The organism is Chloracidobacterium sp. (genome assembly GCA_016716305.1).
In the GTDB taxonomy this organism is placed as follows: domain Bacteria; phylum Acidobacteriota; class Blastocatellia; order Pyrinomonadales; family Pyrinomonadaceae; genus OLB17.
On sequence record JADJWP010000002.1, the window covers coordinates 509081 to 525144 of the forward strand.

Sequence of the window (16064 nt, forward strand, 5' to 3'; positions counted from 1 at the left end):
TTCTGCGAGCGCCGATCCGGGCCTTACATTTCGATCAGAACAATATCCTCGTTAAAAACGTCTTTGCTGGCAACGAGATAGTTTGGGTCGACATCGCCGTCGCCGGCCTCGTCGATCTCGGCAAGATCGTTCGTCGAGACCATTCCCTTTGAGCTTATCGAGCCGAGTACGTGCCCAAGAACATCAAGCTGTAACCGTGATAGCTTTGGAATGCCCGTCCCCGAAGCAAAGATCTTAAGCAGTTCATTAGCAGCGGCGCCCGCCTCGGGATCGGCTTCCGACTTTGCGAATCGCTGCAGGCCTTCGACGATCAGGTCTTTTCTCTCGTTCATTTTGGCCCGCACTTCTGTCAGCCCGGAAGAAACCGACGCCCACAACTCGGCCGGCAATTCCTGCCAGTTTTCCATCTCAGACAATCGGAAGGAACAAATGCACGTCGGGCTTATCGTCAATGCCTTGCTGACATCGAACGTGCAGTTCAGCTGCTCCAACTGCCGTTTGAGTGTTCTGGCTTTTTGCCATGCCCGCCCGCGGAGCATCGGAACGTTCGAAAGGCTCTCAAATTCGAACCAGATATCGGTTCGTCGGATATCGTCATACTTTTCCTGGAGATCATGAGAGCGCATGATCAGATTGTGCTGCGTTGAGAAGTATTCAGAAAACTCCTTCTGAAATCGCTCCCACAGGTAGCCGACCTCACGATTACGGCCCTCTGCAGGATTCAGGATTGCCTGATCGCTTGCAGCTAATAGAGCTTCGCGGGTCATCTCGATCGAGTCTACCGCCGTGAGTTCGGCAGCGGAAACGTAGGTCGCGATCATGTTGCGCTGTTCGCAGGCATCGAGGAAGCTGGTCAGGATCTTCAACGATTCAGAGCTTCGTTCGATCTCTTCATCCAGATCAGCGAAGATCGCGATCGCCCGATAAAGGACGTCCTCGACCGTCGAGCTTCCATCCACTGCGTTTCGCATTTCCGCCGACAACGCTCCGAAAGTTGACTTGACGCGGGCAGCATGCGTCCACATCCGGGTATTGATGTGCGTGTCGGAAACGCTTTCAAATCGGGCTACCGCGTTCGATCTGTCCCAATCTTCTAGCCATTTGCCGAAGGTCTGTCTGAGCCTTTCCTTTTCGGCCTTATCCGAGATCGACGTAAAACTGTCGTCGCCAGTTATCAGTTTTGCCCAACGCAGCAGTCCCTTGGACGAGACGGCGTGTTCCTTCGTCTTCGCGATACCGGCGATCTCGTCCCAGATTATCCGCAGATCGAGCGATCTGGAATTTATACGGTCGCCGCCCGAGGTTACAAACTCGATCCGTCGATCGGCAACGAGCGACGCAAGGATGAGATGTTGAGCCTCGCGGACGAGGCCCCGCGGTGCTTTCTTCAATTCTCCGTATACTTGCCGAAGCGGCACATCGTCTTCTACGGTGTCGACCAGATTCAGCACCAGGGCGGCCGCAGGTATCGAATCCAAGGCGTCGCCCGTTACCGGAACAAATACACTCCCTTCTTCCCGCACCAACCCAAGAGGCACGCCGTAGGTCCTGGCGAGCTGTTGAATCTCAGCGAGGTTCTGCCTCGATCCGCTGTAAAGGTCGCTGACAAGACGGCTGACCTCCGACATGCCAAGGGGTTCGGCGAAATACGGATGCTCGGGATACCTCGTCTCAAAGAGCGGTTCGAGCATTATCGAAAAAAGATCCGTCAGGCTGGTCGAACCTCGAGCTTCTTCCGTGAAATTATAGTCAAATCCGTCGATGACCAGCTTGCCGTTCTCGAGCATTATCCGATCGAGGATCTTTTCACAGGCGATCCGGTGCGCGTGGAGCGACGCCCTGACATTCTCCCCAAATTGTTCACTGATGGAAATGTCGTTTTGAAGGACGTGATGCCTCAGGATCGTGTCGATCTCTTCGACGCGGAGGTCATCGGGTTTCCAAACAACTCGCGATGTTCCATCGTCAGGCTCAGGCGCAGACATCGCCGTCAGAAAATTAACGACAACTTCCCAATCCAAAGCGTCGGGCATTCCTTCGCTTTGCGCTTCAAAGCCGCCCGATTCTTCGCCATCGCGCCATGTCACCCGTCCGCGCCGATAGCCGCCGCGCCAAAGCGTGACGCATTCCATGGTCGAACGCTCGTCCGCGACAGGGTCGATCGGCAGCGTGAAATCGCCGAAGCGTTCCTGCATCAAACGGCGGATCGCGCTTCTTACAACGCTGCTGTCTAATTTTGAGGCACCTTCCTGCAGCGCCGAATTAAGATCGTCTTTACTGCTGACGCGAAAGCTGTAATACGTGTCGCCCCCCGATACGGTTTGTATCGAAATATCGTCGGGCAATGCCGTCGAGAACATCTCGATGATGCCGCGTACGGTCGATGCTGCCTTTTCGGGCTCCGCTTCGTCGAATATCAGCATCGAGGCGCAGATGTCTTCGGCGGTCGCGCCGCGGCCATCCAGCGAAAGCAGCAGCAATGCTTTGAGCACCAGCTTTGCCTGAAGCCGCTGCATCACCGGCACCTTGCTCACCACTTCGGAATTCAACTTGTCGTAAGCAACGAACGCCTCTTTGAGGTCGTCGATCTTGCGAAGATTGTTCTCAGCCTTGTCAAAGACCTCGTCCAGGGCTATAAGCGAATTTGCCGGCCTGCCGAGGATCCTTTCGCCTGCCTCGGCCGCAAAACTCAGCAAGGCAAAATCGTGAACGAAAAGGCGCACATATGGCGCGATCTCCAAGATGCCCGGATGGAGCGGATAGAGCGAAGAAAAACGCTGTGCACTCCATCGGAAATTGGGCACAACGCTCTTGAAGAAATCGTAGATCTCGGATATTACCGGAGTTACGTTGTGGTTCTTGGGGAAAATGTGTAGATCGACGACCTTGTAAAGGTGTTCCTGATCTAGGAAATCGATCTGAAAGGTCCTGGAGATCGCTGAATTGGTGCCGTCAGCACCTGCGATATCATCGTCAAGCGCAGCGCAAACCACGACATTCGACGATTTAGCGACCTCGGCAAGCTCGCCCAGAGCCGGACCATCATCGCGGGCGACCCTGGTCGCTCTATCCATTGCCGTATCGACGATGACGACCAGCGGAATATCCGCCCATTTCGACGCACCGGACCTGAGAACCGACCCTATCGAGTCGCCCTCGATCGCGGTTTCCGGCCCAAATGCCGCCTTCACGCCGTCAATGACCTCTTCGAGAAGCGTCGCCTTCGAACCGCGCCACACCCTCACCACCGGATAATGACGCCGCATCAGCGTCTGAGCGGAGGCTGACACGTGGCCGTCGGCCAATTTCGAGCGCAACTCTGGTTTCGAAACGATCGCGCCGAAAGCCGCCAGAAAGTGACTCTTTCCAACGCCTCGATATCCCGCAAGCGCCAACGCGATCCCGTTTTCGAACGACACCCTCGAAACGGCATCGAGCCAGTTCGCCATCAGGGTCGATGTTCCGTCAGTGAACCGATAGTTCTCGAGCGTAGCCTCAGAATCAGAGTAAAGATCGGGTAAAGGCGCAAAGGAACGTACTTGTACGAGATCTTTGACTTTTTCCTGGATTCGTTTCATTCGAAATGAACGTTTTGACCTGGTTCAGAGGTTGTCGGGACCTGATGTGAGATCGTTTTGGGCGTCTGCGGTATCTATGTGAGTCTCGAACGGCGTTCGATACATCAATAATTGTAGCAATATTCCGCATCTTTTTAAAGACTTTTAGTTTTTGCGATAAGGCCGTGCCGCTGAGCCACATTTTTTGAGAACGCGCAACTTTCCTTCACAGTCCTGCATCAAAGAATCATTGATTTAGGTCTCAATTGCCTTTAGTATTACTGTCAAGGGATTTTTCTGGAGAAAACTTATGAGAATCGGTCCATTTCAGCGTTTTGCATCAGCGTTTCTCGTCTTGACGATCGGTCTCGGTTCGATCGCATTCTTCCCGGTTGCGGCATCCGCTCAAACCGATGGTGCTAAGAAATCAAGCAAGAAGTCGAACGCCGGCAAAGACGACCTCGTCCAAACAAAAGCGAACGGCACGAAGCCGCTTACGCCCAACGAGGATCCGAGCCAGATCGGAAAACGAAAGATCAATAAAGGCACCGATAAATTTTTCGGGTGGCTTGGCGGTTCGCAGGAAAAAGAGATCGCTCTGGGACGCCAGCTTGCGATGGAGGTCGAACAATCGGCCAAAATGGTCGACGATCCCCTTATCACCGAGTATATCAACCGTGTCGGCCAGAATATCGTTCTTCATTCCGACGCCAAGATCCCTTTCACGATAAAGGTCATCGATAGCGACGAAGTAAATGCGTTCGCGTTGCCGGGCGGATATTTCTTTGTCAACAGAGGTCTGATACTGGCGGCTGACAATGAGGCCGAGCTCGCCGGCGTCATGGCCCACGAGATCGCTCATGTGGCGGCCCGACATGCAATGGAGAATCAGGGTAAGCTGCAGGCCATCAATTACGGACTGCTTGCGACGATCATCTTCGGCGGAGGTATCGCCAGCACGATCGCCCAAAATGCCGGCGGCTTCACCCAATTATTGAGTTTTCTGAAATTTAGCCGTAATGCCGAATTTGAGGCCGACACACTCGGCGTCCAGTACTTGTATGCTTCGGGTTATGACCCGACCGGCATGGCAACGATGTTCGAAAAGCTCAACGAAAAGAACAAGAAGAAACCTGGTACGCTCGCTAAGATCTTTGCCTCGCATCCGCAGTCGCTTGACCGCCGCGATAACAGCCTTGCCCTCGTCGCTCGGTTTCCGGAGAAAGAAGAATATGTCATCAGCACTTCGGAGTTTCAGCGAGTAAAGGCACATCTGCTAAAACTCACGAATGCGAAAGCCGGTGTGATCAGTGATATGGAAGATGGGGACGCAGGCAAGCCGACCCTCAAACGGCGTCAACCCGAGCAGAGTGATCCGGGAGCCAGCGATTCCGACAGCAGTTCGAGCAGCTCTTCAGAAGCACCGCCGAAGCTCAAGAGAAAGGGCGATGAACCGGCACCCACACCGACGCCGAAGCCTTAGGTTGTTCATACCAAACAAGAAAAGCAGCCCTGCGGCTGCTTTTCTTTTACATCCTGACCTTTTCCAGTTTTCACTTCGAACCCAGTTTTTGTCGCAAACGTTTGAGATCGGCCGGGTCGGACGCAAGCCTGAGGGCACGCTCCCATGCTGATCTTGCCAGGTCGCGCTTGTTCTGCTTCAAATAGACATCTCCAAGATGCTCCTGGATCGCTGCGGAACTTGAATCAAAACGAGCCGCTTCGCGTAAATACCGCTCGGCCTCGGTATAGTTGCCGAGCTTGTAATATGCCCAACCGAGGCTGTCGAGATATGAAGGATTTGTCGGATCGATCTTTACGGCCTGCTCGATCATCTGCTTTGCCTCTTCGAACCGAACGTCTCTTTCGAGTAGAAAGTATCCGAGGTTGTTCAGAGCGATCGGATTACCCGGCGAACGCTTCAGGATCTCACGCAAGGTCGCCTCGGCAGCATCATGTTGACCGGCAAGGTTTTGGGCCGTTGCGAGCGTGAGCATCGCAATCTGCTTTCGCTCTGTTCCCTGAGCGATCTCGTGCGCCTTGTTCGCGGCAATGACCGCATCGCTTCCGCGGCCCGCCTGCGTATAGAGATTTGAGATGAAGAGATAGTTCGAAAACTCGTCCTGCATCGGAACTCCGACGCTGACCGAAGAACCGCTCGAATTGACGGTGCCCTGAGCTGTCGAAGACTTGACAGACATTGTTCGGCGTATCAGAGCGACCGCGTCGTCGACCTTCCCGTTCTCGGTGAGCAGCGTCGCCTCCAGCCTGACGAACCCAAGATCGTCAGGCACGCGGCTGCGAACCGCCTTTACGGCTTCCAGCGCTTCGCGCTTTCTGCCCGACTCGCGGTAAAAGGCTATAAGCTGCCGATCGGCGAAGAGATCGTCCTTGCCAAAAAGTGTCCGGGCACGGTTCACTGCTGCTGCGACCGCTCTCGAGTCGTCGGCCGACTTGTGCACCCGGATCATCTTCTCAAAAACCTGCATCGCAAACTCGCGATCGTCGTTTTCAAGGCCGTTAGGGCTCGATATATCCCTGAGCTCGAGAGCCTTATCATACGCCGCTGACGCACGGCTGTTTTCGCCTCGATCGGCAAGCAGATCACCAAGGGCGATCTGCATCGCGGCCGCCGAATCGGGGTCGGATTCAACCAATCGAGCAGAGGATGTTTCGAAGAGTTTGATCGCTTCCGCGGTTCTGCCGGCTTGCGAGAACACGCGCGAAAGCAGATTGACAAGTTGGATGTTGTCGGGATTTGCAAAGACGGCTTGTTGAAGCGAATCAATTGCGACGACCGCCGCGTCGCCTTCAGCGGAATCAACTGCATCTCGCAGCATTTCGACCGCGGTCACATTTTCGGGATCCTCGGCAACGAGCAAACTGAGCGTTTCGATCGCTTCGCGGGTCCTGCCCGCCTTGAGCAATGCAGGGCCGAGTTTCATCGACGCATTTTCCGGCGATAGATTCTCCTGTGGCCCCATTACCAGCCGATAGAACTGCGTGTCGATGGGCGATGCCGACGATAACCATTTTCGAAGCGCTTCGATACGCTCGTCGTCATTTCCAAGACGCCCGTAAAGGGCCGCGAGGAATGCCCATCCTTCTGCGTTGCGTGGGTCGGTCTTTACAACCTCCTTCCATTCCGCGACCGCCCTTTTTGCATGATCTTCGATAAATCGTTCACCGCCAACGCGGCTTTTGTAAGAATAAAGCCGGGCGAGCAGACGCCGGGCGCCAAAACTGTCGCTTTTCACTTTGATCGCCAGGCCGGCAAGAGCTATCGCTTCATCAACCTCGGCCTCGCCCTGACGCTGACTTAACTCCAGCTCGGCAAGTGCGGTGTACCCTTCGGAAAGTGACGGGTCGAGCTCAACCGCAGCCTGGAACGACTGCTTCGCCAACCTGATGGCATTCGCTGCTCGCGTCCGGTTTTGGGTGCGGCTGGCGATCCAGTTGTATCGCTGGCCCTCCATCAACTTTGCAAAGGCGGCCTCTCGGTTTGCCCGTTCCGTCGCTGCGGAAGAACCAGCGTCCGTTAGCCGTTTGGCAAGTAATTCCGAAGTTCGTGGCGTCGGGGCGGTTATTGGTGTGGGAAGCGGTCTCGGCGGGTTTACGGTGTTCGTTTGTGCACCGACTCCGCACACAAAAGCGGCAATGGCCACGATCAAGACCTTGGGATCTGACAGTTTCATAAAAGCGACCTCAATTAAATCCTAAACTATTTGGTGAACGCGAAACAACGCTTTCGAAGATCGAAGATGCCGGATAAAAAAAGCGGCCCACTCGGAGCCGCATACATCGTTCTTCAAGTTCAAACCCGACTCATCTCTACACGACGAATTATGGTTGAACCTGAACCGGTGCCTGAGCCGGTGCCTGCCGCTGCGAGATAACGGTCGTCAGCGCCTGCGGGATCTGGTTCGTTAAGATATCGCCCTGGTTCTCGATCACCTGATCGATGAGTTCGAATTTCTCGCGATCAAATTCCTTGGTCATCAATACGCCGTTCTTATCGATCGTCATCGGGTAGATGCCAAAGAACTGATTGCGGAAATTCGCAAAGAACGAAACGTCCTCGGGCGGCATCACGTTCATTCGGTCAGGGTTGGGCATCGGAACCGTAGCTCCGATAAGTTCGAGCTGATCCTTCGATTTCTCGACATACGTACTGTTCGGATAATCCGCAACGATCCGTTGAAAGTAACGCGCCGCCTGATCCGTTTCTTCCTCGACCAGATACGTCACCGCAAGCTTGTAAAGCACTTCGTCCATGTATCCAAAGTTGGGATATTTGTCGAGTATCTCGCGGTAGCGCGATTGAGCTCCTTTGAGCCCGCCCTTTTTCTGGTCGACAGACTGGATGTAGTAATAATTCGCAATTATCAGGTTGTGTGACCCGAGATTGTTCTGCACCTCGACGAGCCGCTTTTCGGCTTCGGGCTTGAGGATCGAATTCGGATAATTTGCCATCAATGCTTTTAGCCGGACCTCGGCGCGGCGTGCTCGTGTGGCATCACGATCCGGAAGACCGATCTGCCGCATCTCAGACTCCGCGATCTTCAGGACAACGCGGTCAGCAAGCGGGTGCGTCGGGAAAAAGGTCAGCCAATCCTGATAAGCCGCGATCGCCTGGATCAAAGCGCTTGTCGACCCCTCGAGAAAGAACGAGTCCGCAACAGCAAGCTTCGACATCGGAAGATACGGCGAGTCGGGATAGGTCGTAATGATCGTTTGAAACAGCAGTCGGCCGACGTCGAAATTCTTCTTTCTTATCTCGCGAGTCGCTACAATGAAAAGTTCGCGGTCTCGCCCGGGCGAGACGCCCCCGATCAATTCGTCAAACTCATCATTGCCGCCGCCGCCAAAAATGCCGAGAAACTTCTTCTTTTTTTTGACCTCCCGTGGTTTACCGACGTTCGATTCCGGATTTGCCCGTGCGGTCGCAGTTTCTACCAGGACGACATCAGCCCGCCTTTGAAGATCGGTCACAGCTGTTTCGAGCTGATCGACCTCTGACATTTCGTATTTTTCTGACCGGTCAAGCTTGCCGCGCAGGCCATTGACCTCATTTTGGAGTGAGGAGGCTTCCTTCTCGATCGACCGAAGACGCGAGATGGCCGAATCGGGCGCGTCCTTATCGTCTTTGGTGTCTTTGCCCTCCTCTTTAAGGACCGAAGCTGAACTCGTCGCCGATCTACGGATCGTTTCGAGCTTCTGCTTCATTACTTCAAGTCGCTGGGAAGGGGTGCCGTCACCCGGCTTCGTCTGGGCATTGGCTGTCGCCGCGAGTGACAAAAGCACGCTGATGCCCAACATCGAGATCAAAAAGTACATTCTTCTCATAATCAGTTTAATTCTTCCGCCAACGCTCGGTAATTAACGTCGTCGTGATCGGACTATACCCAAACCGTCCCGCTGTCGAGCAAGCCTCTGACCGCATCCGCTGGTGCTCCGCCGTCGAAAACGGCCGAACCGGCAACAATTATCTCGGCTCCGGCCTCAACGACCTCGGCGATGTTTTCGGCATCGATACCGCCGTCGATCTCGATCCGCGTTTCAAGCGATCGCTCGGCGATCATTTGTTTAAGCCGTCGGACCTTTTCAAGCGACGACGGGATGAATCTCTGACCGCCAAAGCCGGGGTTGACCGACATCACCAAAACAAAATCGGCGTAGCCGAGAGCTTCGTCAAGCGTGCTTAGCGACGTTGCCGGGTTTATCGCGATCCCCGCTTTTGCACCCGCATCGCGAATGGACGTCAACGTCCGATGAATGTGGGCATCGGCCTCAATGTGAACCGAAACCATGTCGGCTCCGGCATCAACGAACTGAACCGCATATCGCCCGGGTTCTTCGATCATCAGATGCGTATCGATCGACATTCGAGTCGCCTTTCGCAAAGAACGAACTACCGGAAGTCCGATCGTGATGTTCGGAACGAAATGCCCGTCCATTACGTCGACATGCAGCACCTTTGCCCCGCCGGCTTCGACCGACTCAATTGCATCGGCAAGCCGCGTAAAATCTGCTGAAAGTATCGACGGTGCTATCTCAAACATTCTTACGATTCTCTACTTTGTTGCATGACCTAGGCGCAGCGTTGTATTCACTGCTTATGGCCTCTGCGAGGACCGCGGTCTCGTGTCACCTGACCGATTCACCGTAGGTGAAGCCTGCGGCTTCGGTGTCGGCCCTGTCTGTTGCGGTCTGTCGTTTCGATCGCCCGGATTTGTACCCGGCTCGCGCTTATTTCCGTCTTCCGGGCGTACCTGCGTATTCGCGCCGGCCGAATTTCCGGCCGTCGATGTATTGCTAAGCACGTCGCGCGTCGTATCGGCTTTCTTTCGATTGGTGTTCGAATTCGCGTTCGAATTCGAATTTGACCTCGATTTCTTCGGCTTGTCCGAGATCATCTCTTCGATCTTCTCGGTGTCATCTTCCTCAATGTCCTTGATCAGAGACTTCGGCGTCTCCGCGCCGTCGGCTCCGGCCCGGCTGACGACCACAAGGATCATCTGCCCCGTCTTGACCGTCTCACCCGGTCTCGGCAGTTGTTCGAGCACCGTGTTCATTTTCTCCGCACTGACGCGGTCGGCCCGTTTCTTGATCTTAAGACCAAGAGCCGCGAGTTCTTTCTCGCTTTCAACAAAGTCTTTACCGACGATCTCCGGCACCTTTATTTCAGAGCCCGAGAGCGACATAAAAACAACGCCGGCCATTCCGGCCAGGAACGCGATCAGCAAAAAGCCGAGCATAAACAGCTTGCCTATCGCTGAAAACCCAGTTTTTATTACGCCCATCGGATAAAGCCCCCAAAAAACCTAAAGCAAAATCTTAACATTTTTAGAGAGATCGACAAATTGCGCGGGCTCAACCTTTTCGAAAGACAGCGAGAAAGAAGCCATCCGTTCCGTCGACGTGCGGAAATGTCCGGGCATACCCGCGTCCGGTCAGAAAACGTTCCTGAACGTCCGGGCGAATTCGTGCAAATTCCGTCTGGTTTCCCACAAAAGCCTCTGCTACTTGCTCGTCCTCTTCAGTTTCGATCGAACATGTCGAATAAGTAAGCGTTCCTCCGGGCCTGACGACCCTTGACGATTCTTTCAGGATACTCAATTGCTTGGATGCCATCTCGCGGATATCGGTTTCTTTCAAACGGTAACGGATCTCAGGATTATTTCGAATCGTACCGGTACCGGAACACGGGGCATCCACCAAAACGTGGTCAAACGTTGCGTTCCCGAAAGGCAACGACGTGAGAGCATCGTACCTCAGTGTCGCGACCGATTCGCAGCCTTGGCGATCGGCATTTTCCCGGAGGAGCTTCACTCGATTTTCATGCAGGTCGCCCGAAACGATACTTGATGATAGATCTCCCGTATTTGCCGCGATGAGCGTCGTCTTGCCGCCAGGAGCAGCGCACACATCGAGCATTCGATCGCCCTTTTTTAACGAGATCGACGATGCCACCAACTGTGACGCCTCGTCCTGAAAATAGATCATCCCGCCGTTGGCAAGTTCGCGAAGCCGCGGACTGATGCGATCGGCCACATATCCACCGGCAACGATCGTCGACCCCGCTATTTTTTCGCGGTCGTCAATGCCAAGCAGAGTTTCCAATTCCTCCGGCGGCGGAGATCGCTTCCGAAATCGGACATCAAACTTGCGTGTAAGCCTGAACGACGCATTTCCCGGCTTGTTGTTCGCCTCGCATAAACGAGCTGCGTTCTCGAAACCAAGATCGTGGACCCACTTTTCGACCAACCACCTTGGATGAGAGGTTTTTGTGACCAACCGGTCTGTCTGATCGATGCAGCCTGGCTCCCACCTGTTGCGCAAAAAGCTTCGCAGTATCGCATTTACAAATCCCTTTGCCGATCTCTTTCGTGCTCGGGCAACGAGTTCGACGCTTTCGTTGATGGCCGAATGAGCGGGAATTCTGTCCAAAAAGATGATCTGGAACAAGGCCATTTGAATGGCGATCGAAACCGCCGGATCGAGTTTTTTATTCGATGCAAAATGACCGATTATCAGGTCAAGATAAAGCTTGTGTCTCAAAACGCCGTAGGTCACCTCATAGCAAAGTCCCCGATCCGCTTCAGAAAGTCCGGCAGAATGGTAAGGCAGGAGAACCGATGAGAATGCTTCTTCGCGGTCTATCTTGAATAGGACATCGAATGCGGCTTTCCTTGAGGGCGAAATGTTCATTCAGATCCCCGCTGTGAGTCGGATACCGATGCTGACGTTTTGCCGGGCTTTAATTCGTTGTCCACGGTTCGGCGATCGTCGAAGACGAAACACTCGCCTTCCCACATCGATTCGTCAGACGGCACGGTTTCGATGTATTTCAATATCCCGCCCTCGAGTTGAAATACCTCGCGAAAACCGAGTTCGACCAGATACGGTGCGAACTTCTCGCAGCGAATGCCGCCGGTGCAAAATACGGCGATCTTTTGATTGACCGCCGGGTCGAGATTTTTCTCAACGAAACTCGGCAGATCGCTGAATTTCTCGGTTCCCGGGTTTATCGCCCGTCTGAACGTGCCCTCTTTGAACTCATAATCATTTCGGGTATCAAGAACGATGGTCGCCGGATCGGATATCACATCGTTCCATTTGCTCGGAGGAACGTGGGTGCCTATTCCCGCTTTCAGGTCGACCCGTCTCTTCAGCGTCACGATCTCGGGTTTTATCTTCACGTCGATCTTTCTGAAAGGTGCCGTTGCATGGAATGAACTCTTGTATACAATTTCGGAACCAAGTGCCGCACCAGCCTCCGAGACGAACGACTCTATCGCTTCGGGGCGACCGCAAACGGTCGAGTTGAATCCTTCCTCGGCGAGTATGATCGTTCCTTTGATCTCATTTGCCGCCATGATGGCCTTGAGCTTGTCCTGTAAGCCGGTCAAATCGCCGACGTTTTTCATCGGCTTGAATTCGTAAAATGTGATTATTTGAAACGCTTCGTTCATTGCAACATGTCCGCCTCATTCCGAAGCGAGGATCTCGCCGACAGCGGGCCGTGATCCATTGATAAAATCCGCAGCGGTCATTCGCCTTTTCCCTTCCGGCTGAAGTTCAGTCATCTCGATGATGCTGCCGTCGCCGCACACGACCTTCAATGCTTCGCCAGCTGCCTCACATATCGTCCCGGCCGCAGATCCCGCGAGCGGCGGCGCGGCGTTCGACGCGCGCGCCTTCCAGACGGTCAATCGCTGGTTCCGGAAGGTCGTGAACGACGTCGGAAAAGGCTGAAAGCCACGAATACGATCGACGATCTTTGCTGCAGGCATTGTCCAGTCGATCCGGCCGTCCTCTTTGTGCAGCAAAGGGGCGTAGGTGGCCATTGAGTCGTCCTGCGGCCTCGGCACGATCGAATCGATGCCGTCGAGCGTCTCGATAAGCAATTCGGCACCCAGATGCGAAAGCCTGTCCATTAACTCTACTGCATTTTCATCCGAATCGATCGCGGTTTCGCTTTGGAGGAGAATGTCGCCGGTGTCCAGCCCCGCATCCATTTTCATTGTCGTCACACCGCTGACCTTGTCGCCATTCACGATCGCCCAGTTTACCGGGGCCGCACCGCGATATTTTGGCAGAAGAGAGAAATGCAGATTGATCGCACCCTTTGGATACATCTCCAGAAACGCTGTGGGCAAGATCCGTCCATAAGCGACCACGATCGCCGCCTCTGCTCCATGCGAGCGAAAGGTCTCCAGTGCTTCCGGTGTCTTGATCTTGAGCGGCTGAATGACCGATAGCCCCCGGCCCAACGCATACTCCTTTACGGCCGGCATTGATATCCTCTTGCCTCTTCCTGAGGGGCGATCAGGCTGTGTGTAGACCGCAGCGATGTCGTGACCGGCAGAGATCAGCCGCTCGAGCGAGGGGACTGCTGCCGCCGGTGTACCCATGAATACGATCCTCATAAAATGAAAGGTCTAATTAAAAACGGCCCGGCCGCAGAGTTCCGCCCGAGCCATGTTTTCTGTTGTAAGTTCAACCCTAGTAACCGCAATGATAGTTCGACACTTCATAGACCTTCGCCCAATTACCGTCGGTGCGTTTGTAGGCGTAAAAACTTGCTCCCTCGAATGCCTGTACATACGTGAAGATCTCGCTTATGCCGTCGCCATCATAGTCAAAGACGTCGAGCAGCAGCTCGTGATAAACACCTTCGTCGACCGCTGAGATCTCGCCGCTCATCACCTCGTCTTCCTTGATCGTCCGAAGATCGGAGTAAACGATCGAGAGCTTTCCGTCAGTTCCCTTTTCGGCAATAAAGAACAAAAGCGTCCGTGATTTGGGCTCATTCTCGGCCCAGAAACTTCCCACCAGTTCGGGCTTCTTGTCGCCATTGACATCAAGCGCGGTCAGGTTGTGATAGTCGATCTTTTTTGTATCCACCGAGTTGGTGGTGAATTCAGCCTTTACCAGCAGATCGATCTCGTTCCTCTCCGGCCAGTTTGGAAGTCGGCGAACTCCGCTCCCCTGCTTCTTAACGGCAACGTTGGTCGCCAGGGCCATGACCTTGCCTCTCAGGTTGAGGTTTGGACGCGTAGCCGCTACATTGACCTGCGCCATGTTCGGAGCACATTCCATTTTCGAATTACCGGGCTTGATCGAGACCGTGCCGGCATTCGCTCCGCCAAATATCAACCGGTAGCTCGCTTTCGCACCAAAGTACGCCTTTGTGAATTGCTCGACAACAGCGCTTTCATCGCTTCCGTTAACGGTCTCTGAAAGCTTGCCTTTTTCGACGTGAGCGATCGGTTCGATCATCTGTCCGTCATTCAATACGGCGAATATGATCGGTTTCGGCACGCTGACCGCAGTTGAGCGAGCCTTTTGGGCATTGACGCTCGTATTCAACAAAGCAAGGCCGACCGATCCGACGAATAGGAAAAAACTCAACTTTGATCTCATAACGCTCATATCTTACGGGCGATCGACTTGCCCTGCATGAATTGCAGCAAATATTCGCGCCCGCCTGCCTTCGAATCGGTGCCGCTCATGTTGAATCCGCCGAACGGATGCACCCCGACAAGGGCTCCGGTACACTTGCGGTTCAAATATAGATTCCCAACGTGAAAATCTCGACGCGCCCGTTCGAGGCGTTCCTCGGACGCGGAATAAACGGCGCCCGTCAGACCAAACTCCGTTCCGTTAGCGATCTCCAAAGCATGGTCAAAATCGCGTGCTTTGATCACGGCCAGGACCGGTGCGAATATCTCTTCCTGTTCGATGATGTCACCCGGTTTCACATTATCGATCACCGTCGGTTCAATGAAATAGCCGCTCGTTTCGTCTCCATTGCCTCCGGCAACAACATAGCCGCCCTCGCCTATTCCTTCCTGAATGTAGCCAAGCGTCTTGTCAAAGGCCTTTTTATTGATGACGGCCGCAACGTTCGTGTCAACTTCGGTCGGTTGGCCGACCTTGAGCGCTTTGGTCAGGGCGATCACTTTTTCAAGCAGCTCGTCGTGCACCTTTTCGTCAACTATCAATCGTGAACACGCCGAACATTTCTGCCCCTGAAATCCGAAAGCAGCCTGTACGACACCCGTCGCAGCTGATTCAAGATCGGCATCATCAGCGACGATGATCGCGTCCTTTCCGCCCATTTCGGCAATGACCCGTTTGATCCAGATCTGGCCCGGACGTGCTTTCGCCGCCTCCTCGTTGATATGGAGCCCAACGCCCTTCGATCCGGTAAACGAAATGAACCGCGTATTCGGGCTCGTCACCATCGCTTCGCCGGTGCCGGCGCTGCCGGTTATAAAATTGACGACGCCCGCCGGAACGCCGGCTTCCTTGACGATCTCGATGAACTTGGCCGCGATGGTGGGCGAATCGGACGATGGTTTGAGCACGACCGTATTTCCTGCGACTATAGCCGCCATCGTCATACCGGACATTATCGCGAGCGGGAAGTTCCACGGTGGAATGATCGCGCCGACACCGAGCGGAATGTATTCAAGGCTGTTGTCTTCGCCCGGAACCTTCGTGATCGGCTGCTCCTGCGCCCACCTCAACATCTCGCGCCCGTAAAACTCGGCGAAATCGATCGCCTCGGCGGTGTCGCCATCAGCTTCAGCCCAGGTTTTCGAGACTTCGAAGACCATCCAGGCCGACAATTCGTGCTTTCTCTGACGCATCAGTTCGGCGATCTTAAATATGTATTCGGCTCGCTCGGCCGCAGGCACATTGCGCCACGTTTTGAAAGCCTCGGTCGCAGCATCAATGCCCTTTTCGACCAGAGATATATCGGTATCGCCCTCTGAAAAGACGCCGACGACCTCATCTTTCTTCGCCGGATTAAAACTCTGAAATTTGCTTTCCAAAACGATCTTTTCGCCGTTGATCAGACACGGGTATTCGCGGCCGAGTTCGCCGCGGACCTTTTCGATCGCCGCACGCATCGCATCGGCATTTTCCGGGACCGAAAAATCTGTAAATGGCTCGTTCTTAAATTCGTCCAAAACTCTCTGTGTTTGCATATCT

11 protein-coding genes are annotated in these 16064 nt (G+C 54.2%); 1 reads left to right on the plus strand and 10 read right to left on the minus strand.

Annotated features, from left to right (window positions below; genetic code table 11):
- Positions 1-23: 23 nt before the first annotated feature.
- Positions 24-3578, minus strand: coding sequence for a hypothetical protein (locus IPM28_04170; GenBank protein MBK9172188.1), 3555 nt, complete (start codon positions 3576-3578; stop codon positions 24-26).
- A gap of 289 nt (positions 3579-3867) precedes the next feature.
- Between IPM28_04170 and IPM28_04175 the strand changes: the two genes are divergently transcribed.
- Entirely contained in the window at positions 3868-5040 is a 1173-nt protein-coding gene (locus IPM28_04175) for a M48 family metalloprotease (protein ID MBK9172189.1), read from the plus strand.
- A gap of 70 nt (positions 5041-5110) precedes the next feature.
- Here the strand turns inward: IPM28_04175 and IPM28_04180 are convergent, their stop codons facing one another.
- The 9 genes from IPM28_04180 to pruA all read right to left on the minus strand — a co-directional run bounded on the left by IPM28_04180 (position 5111) and on the right by pruA (position 16060).
- Positions 5111-7252 carry a tetratricopeptide repeat protein gene (locus tag IPM28_04180; protein ID MBK9172190.1) on the minus strand — a complete coding sequence of 714 codons (2142 nt, stop codon included), beginning with the start codon at positions 7250-7252 and terminating at the stop codon, positions 5111-5113.
- Positions 7253-7400: 148 nt separating this feature from the next.
- Positions 7401-8903 carry an outer membrane protein assembly factor BamD gene (gene bamD / locus IPM28_04185; GenBank protein MBK9172191.1) on the minus strand — a complete coding sequence of 501 codons (1503 nt, stop codon included), beginning with the start codon at positions 8901-8903 and terminating at the stop codon, positions 7401-7403.
- Positions 8904-8956: 53 nt separating this feature from the next.
- Positions 8957-9619 carry a ribulose-phosphate 3-epimerase gene (gene rpe / locus IPM28_04190; protein ID MBK9172192.1) on the minus strand — a complete coding sequence of 221 codons (663 nt, stop codon included), beginning with the start codon at positions 9617-9619 and terminating at the stop codon, positions 8957-8959.
- Between the two features lie 54 nt (positions 9620-9673).
- A complete protein-coding gene (locus tag IPM28_04195) occupies positions 9674-10360 on the minus strand; it encodes a PASTA domain-containing protein (GenBank protein MBK9172193.1) in 687 nt (228 codons plus the stop codon).
- Positions 10361-10430: 70 nt separating this feature from the next.
- Positions 10431-11768, minus strand: coding sequence for a 16S rRNA (cytosine(967)-C(5))-methyltransferase RsmB (rsmB, locus tag IPM28_04200; GenBank protein ID MBK9172194.1), 1338 nt, complete (start codon positions 11766-11768; stop codon positions 10431-10433).
- Positions 11765-12532 carry a hypothetical protein gene (locus IPM28_04205; protein MBK9172195.1) on the minus strand — a complete coding sequence of 256 codons (768 nt, stop codon included), beginning with the start codon at positions 12530-12532 and terminating at the stop codon, positions 11765-11767. The genes rsmB and IPM28_04205 overlap by 4 nt, the downstream gene beginning before the upstream one ends.
- Before the next feature lie 15 nt (positions 12533-12547).
- Positions 12548-13489: a methionyl-tRNA formyltransferase gene (locus tag IPM28_04210; protein ID MBK9172196.1), complete on the minus strand. Its 942-nt coding sequence runs from the start codon at positions 13487-13489 to the stop codon at positions 12548-12550.
- Between the two features lie 76 nt (positions 13490-13565).
- Positions 13566-14495, minus strand: coding sequence for a hypothetical protein (locus IPM28_04215; protein ID MBK9172197.1), 930 nt, complete (start codon positions 14493-14495; stop codon positions 13566-13568).
- Entirely contained in the window at positions 14492-16060 is a 1569-nt protein-coding gene (gene pruA / locus IPM28_04220) for an L-glutamate gamma-semialdehyde dehydrogenase (protein MBK9172198.1), read from the minus strand. The genes IPM28_04215 and pruA overlap by 4 nt, the downstream gene beginning before the upstream one ends.
- Positions 16061-16064: the final 4 nt, after the last annotated feature.